At 41.0% G+C, this 707-nt stretch carries 1 protein-coding gene; it reads right to left on the bottom strand.

Annotation, left to right across the window (positions count from 1 at the left end; translation table 11 throughout):
* On the bottom strand, positions 1–707 hold a 707-nt coding region (locus tag ACFOU2_RS09450; RefSeq protein WP_377914485.1), incomplete at both ends, for an IS110 family transposase.

Below are 707 nucleotides of genomic sequence, written 5' to 3'. Positions count from 1 at the left end.
CACTGCGGTTATTGCCTTTCCACTCTCTTTTCCTCTTGATAATAAACGAAAATATTTTTTGTGAAGACGATTTTGTGCTTTCCATGAGATGGCTTGAACACGAGCTGATTGACCCTCTTGTCTTTTCTTTAATTGTCCTTTTAGGGCAGGTTGATAACGATAACTCCAGGCAGCTTCTACTAATAAACGACGAACATGACGGTTCCCTGTCTTGGTAATTTTCCCTTGTCTTCTACTCTCCCCACTAGAATACTCACTCGGGATCAACCCTACATAAGACATGAATTGTTTTGGGGAAGCAAATCGTTTAAAGGATCCAATCTCAGCTACTAGACTCGTCGCTGTAATCACCGCCACCCCTCTTAATGTTTGTAGAGCTTGGATCATGGGGGCATGAACACCTTCAGTTGCTTGTACTTGTATCTCTTCTTCTAACCGTTTGATTCGTTGTTCAATCTCCTGAAGGTGATGATAATATTCTTGAAAGACAATCCTCGATGCAGAGCGATTAAACTTCAATGTGTTTAACCATTCTCGGTACTTATGAGTCCACTTCCGAATTCCAGAAGGAGGATTGATATTGTTACGTAATAAAAACTTTGTCAATTGATGCTTGGCCCTTAATTCATCTTCTTTGGCATCTTCACGAGCCCGCACCAAGTCTCGCAGTGCTTCATCATCTTTAGTTGGTACATAAATAGAGGTTA

Origin of the sequence: Bacillus songklensis (assembly GCF_042649685.1) — a bacterium.
GTDB classification, from domain to species: Bacteria; Bacillota; Bacilli; order Bacillales; family Bacillaceae_H; genus Bacillus_BA; species Bacillus_BA songklensis.
The sequence above is the reverse complement of the archived record's forward strand: the minus strand, read 5'-3'. Positions and strand labels throughout refer to the sequence as shown.